The 256-nt window shown below is 31.6% G+C and carries 1 pseudogene; it reads left to right on the top strand.

From position 1 onward, the window contains the following. A pseudogene (locus tag DDE80_RS14950) lies at positions 1-256 on the top strand (RNA-guided endonuclease TnpB family protein); the annotation flags it as partial.

The raw sequence follows: 256 nt of genomic DNA, 5'->3' as shown, positions 1-256 counted from the left end.
AAAGTTCCCGACACCAGCTAAATATAAAGACGAATTTCCATTTCTAAAAGAAGTAGATTCTTTAGCTTTAGCAAATGCACAAATGAACTTACAAAAGGCTTATAAGAATTTTTTTGAAGGCAATGCGAAATTTCCAAAGTTCAAAAACCGTAAGTCAAAACAGTCTTATACAACCAATCGAGTGAACGGAAATATCGAATTGCAAGATGGTCATATCAAATTACCTAAACTGAAATTAGTAAAAATCAAGCAACAT

It is taken from the genome of Metalysinibacillus jejuensis (assembly GCF_003057615.1).
GTDB lineage: Bacteria > Bacillota > Bacilli > Bacillales_A > Planococcaceae > Metalysinibacillus > Metalysinibacillus jejuensis.
This window is presented reverse-complemented; position numbering and strand designations above follow the sequence as displayed.